Origin of the sequence: Microbulbifer mangrovi (genome assembly GCF_002009015.1) — a bacterium.
Lineage (GTDB): Bacteria > Pseudomonadota > Gammaproteobacteria > Pseudomonadales > Cellvibrionaceae > Microbulbifer > Microbulbifer mangrovi.
Map to the genome: position 1 here is coordinate 1 of NZ_LZDE01000143.1, position 3055 is coordinate 3055.

The following is a 3055-nucleotide window of genomic DNA, read 5'->3' on the forward strand; positions in this document are numbered from 1 at the left end:
GTTTACGGCGTGTCTCACAAGGGGGCACCCGGTAGCGGCACCGCCACAGGGGCCTGAAAAATGCTTGTGCATTCTCCCCAGAACTAAAACAACAAAAATGCGCTCATGATCCAATTCGATAACGTCAACAAACGCTACGAGTCCGGCCAGGATGCGCTGGGGCGTGTCAGTCTGGAGATTGATCGCGCGGAGATGGTTTTCCTTACTGGCCATTCCGGCGCCGGCAAAAGTACCCTGCTGAAACTCCTCACCGCCATCGAGCGCCCTACCCGCGGCAGCATCATCGTCGGCGGGCAGAACCTGAACCGGCTGCGCAACGGCCAGATCCCCTTCTATCGCCGCAATCTCGGCATCGTGTTCCAGAACCACCAGCTGCTGTTTGATCGTAGCGTGTTCGACAACGTCGCCCTGCCGCTATCGGTCTCCGGTTGCAGCAAGCGCGAAGTCGGGCGCCGGGTGCGTGCAGCGCTGGACAAGGTCGGGCTGCTGCACAAGGAAAAGCAGAACCCCATCGTACTCTCCGGCGGCGAACAGCAGCGGGTGGGCATCGCCCGCGCCGTGGTGAACAAGCCCGCACTGCTGGTGGCAGACGAGCCTACCGGCAACCTGGACCCGAAACTGTCCGAAGAAATCATGCAGCTGTTCCGCCAGTTCAACGCGGTGGGCACCACCGTACTGATTGCGAGCCACGATCTCGAGCTGATTGCGCGTATGCGCCAGCGGGTGCTGACCCTGCAGCAGGGACAACTCATTTACGACGGATACCCGAGCCGTGAACCAGCGTACTAAAACCCCTGCCCCGCCCCCCGAGCGCGCCCGCACTGTCGGCGCCGTGACCGCTCGCACCGGTGTTGGCGACCGGTTCAGCAGCTGGCTGGACCACCACCGCGAGATGTGGCGCGAGTCCTGGGTGCGCTTTTTTGCCTCGCCCATGTCCAGTGGCATGACGGCGCTGGTGATTGCGATTGCGCTGGCATTGCCGGCGGCTTTGCAGTTGGGGCTGACCAACTTCCAGAAGGCGGTGGCTGGCTGGGATGGGCAGCCGCAGATTTCGGTGTTCCTGCACAAGCGCGCCAAGGACAGTGCGGTGACTGCCTACGCGGAAGATCTGCGCGGGGATCCGCTGGTGGCAGAGGTGACTTACATTTCCCCGGATCAGGCGCTGGCGGAGTTCCAGCAGGCGTCCGGACTCGGCGATGCGCTGGCGGGTATGGACAGCAATCCGCTGCCGGCAGTGTTGCTGGTGCGCCCCTCGGCGTCGGATAGCGCGGGGCTCGAGACGCTGGCGGAGCACTTGCGGGAGAGCGCGCTGACGGATTCCGTGGTACTGGATATGGCCTGGGTACAGCGCCTGGCGCAGTTGACCGAGCTGGGGCGGCGTATGAGCCTGGGGCTGGCGTTTCTGCTGGCGCTGGGGGTGCTGCTGGTGGTCGTAAACAGTATCCGCCTGCATATTGAGAATCGTCGCCAGGAGATCCTGGTGGTGAAGTTGGTGGGGGCGACGGATGCGTTTGTGCGACGTCCCTTTCTGTACACCGGTCTGGTGTACGGTCTGGTGGGGGGGCTGATTGCCTGGTTGCTGGTAAGTGTTGGCGTGTGGCTGCTGACGGGGCCGGTGAGCGGGCTGGCGAATCTTTATGGCAGCGGCTTTCAGCTCGACGGGCCGGGAATTACTTACCTGATCGGCCTGGCCGGTGGCGCCGCCCTGCTGGGACTGACCGGTGCCTGGCTGGCTGTGGCGCGGCATATTTCGGCGATTCAACCGCGCTGACCGTTAAGTCAGTCAAGTTTCGTAAAGCGTGGAACTTCCCCTGTGGATAACCGCTCTAACCTCCCGTATATCAAGGCCTGGCGCGGTTTGCCGGGCAATCGCGGGCGGGGTTCCATTTCCCGTTGCGAGTGCTACACTGTGGCCAACTTTGCTCTCCCGGTGCCGCTCAAAAGCTGATCAGCTCAGGGCCGGAGGAGCAAGCCGCCGCAAACTACTGGTCCCGGTAAGAAATAGTCCGGGCAGCAAGTGCCAAGCGGGGCAACAAGAGTTACGAGGAGAATCCTGAATGGGAACCAATCTGCAGCCGATCCACACTCTGTCACCAGGCGCCAATCTGAACGCCTATATCCAGACAGTGAGTGGCTTCGAGGTGCTCTCCGCCGAGGAAGAAAAAAAGCTCGCGGAAGATCTCTACTACCACGAAAACCTTGAGGCAGCCCGTCAGTTGGTTATGTCTCACCTGCGTTTTGTGGTGCACATCGCCAAATCCTACTCCGGTTACGGTCTGAACCAGGGCGACCTGATTCAGGAAGGTAACGTGGGCCTGATGAAGGCGGTGAAGCGTTTCAACCCCGAGAAGGGTGTTCGTCTGGTGTCCTTTGCGGTGCACTGGATCAAGGCAGAAATCCACGAATTTATTCTGCGCAACTGGCGCATCGTGAAGATCGCGACCACCAAGGCGCAGCGCAAGTTGTTCTTCAACCTGCGCGGCCAGAAGAAAAAGCTGGCGTGGCTGACCAGCGATGAAGCCAAGCGGGTTGCTGCTGAGCTGAATGTGGATGTGCAGCATGTGCACGATATGGAAGGCCGTCTGTCGGCCCACGATGCGGCATTTGACGCAGGTGTGGACGACGATGAAGATTCCGCGTGGCAGGCACCGGCACACTACCTGGAAGACCGCCGTTACGATCCGGCCACTATGCTGGAAAATGATAACTGGCAGGAAACCAGCGTAAACAACCTGACCTCCGCCATGGAGCAACTGGACGACCGCAGCCGCGATATCATCGAGGCGCGCTGGTTGAGCGAGAGCAAGTCCACGCTGCATGAGCTGGCGGACAAATACGGTGTTTCTGCTGAGCGAATCCGCCAGCTTGAAAAGAACGCCATGAAAAAAGTCCGGGTGGCGATGGAGGCCTGATAGCCTTCTCACTGACCGGACCAAGAACCGCGCTACTGGCGCGGTTTTTTCGTATGTGGTTCGGTGGTTTTTGCTTTGAAGCTGGTCCGGTGGCGGGGAATCACTGGGTACGGGTTTTCAGAACCGCTGTGAATACGTCCCTG

The 3055-nt window shown here is 60.6% G+C and carries 3 protein-coding genes; all 3 read left to right on the plus strand.

From position 1 onward, the window contains the following. The first annotated feature begins 105 nt into the window (after positions 1-105). The 3 genes from ftsE (at position 106) to rpoH (ending at position 2912) form a co-directional block, all read left to right on the plus strand. Positions 106-789: a cell division ATP-binding protein FtsE gene (gene ftsE, locus B4U49_RS00855; protein ID WP_078082713.1), complete on the plus strand. Its 684-nt coding sequence runs from the start codon at positions 106-108 to the stop codon at positions 787-789. Then, positions 773-1771 carry a permease-like cell division protein FtsX gene (ftsX, locus tag B4U49_RS00860; protein WP_078082714.1) on the plus strand — a complete coding sequence of 333 codons (999 nt, stop codon included), beginning with the start codon at positions 773-775 and terminating at the stop codon, positions 1769-1771. The genes ftsE and ftsX overlap by 17 nt, the downstream gene beginning before the upstream one ends. Before the next feature lie 286 nt (positions 1772-2057). Further along, entirely contained in the window at positions 2058-2912 is an 855-nt protein-coding gene (gene rpoH, locus B4U49_RS00865) for an RNA polymerase sigma factor RpoH (protein ID WP_078082715.1), read from the plus strand. The last annotated feature ends 143 nt before the right edge of the window (positions 2913-3055 follow it).

Bases quoted from the DNA above. Each gene is read 5' to 3' on its own strand.
- rpoH (WP_078082715.1), top strand. From the start codon at position 2,058: ATGGGAACCAATCTGCAGCCGATCCACACTCTGTCACCAGGCGCCAAT.
- ftsE (WP_078082713.1), top strand. From the start codon at position 106: ATGATCCAATTCGATAACGTCAACAAACGCTACGAGTCCGGCCAGGAT.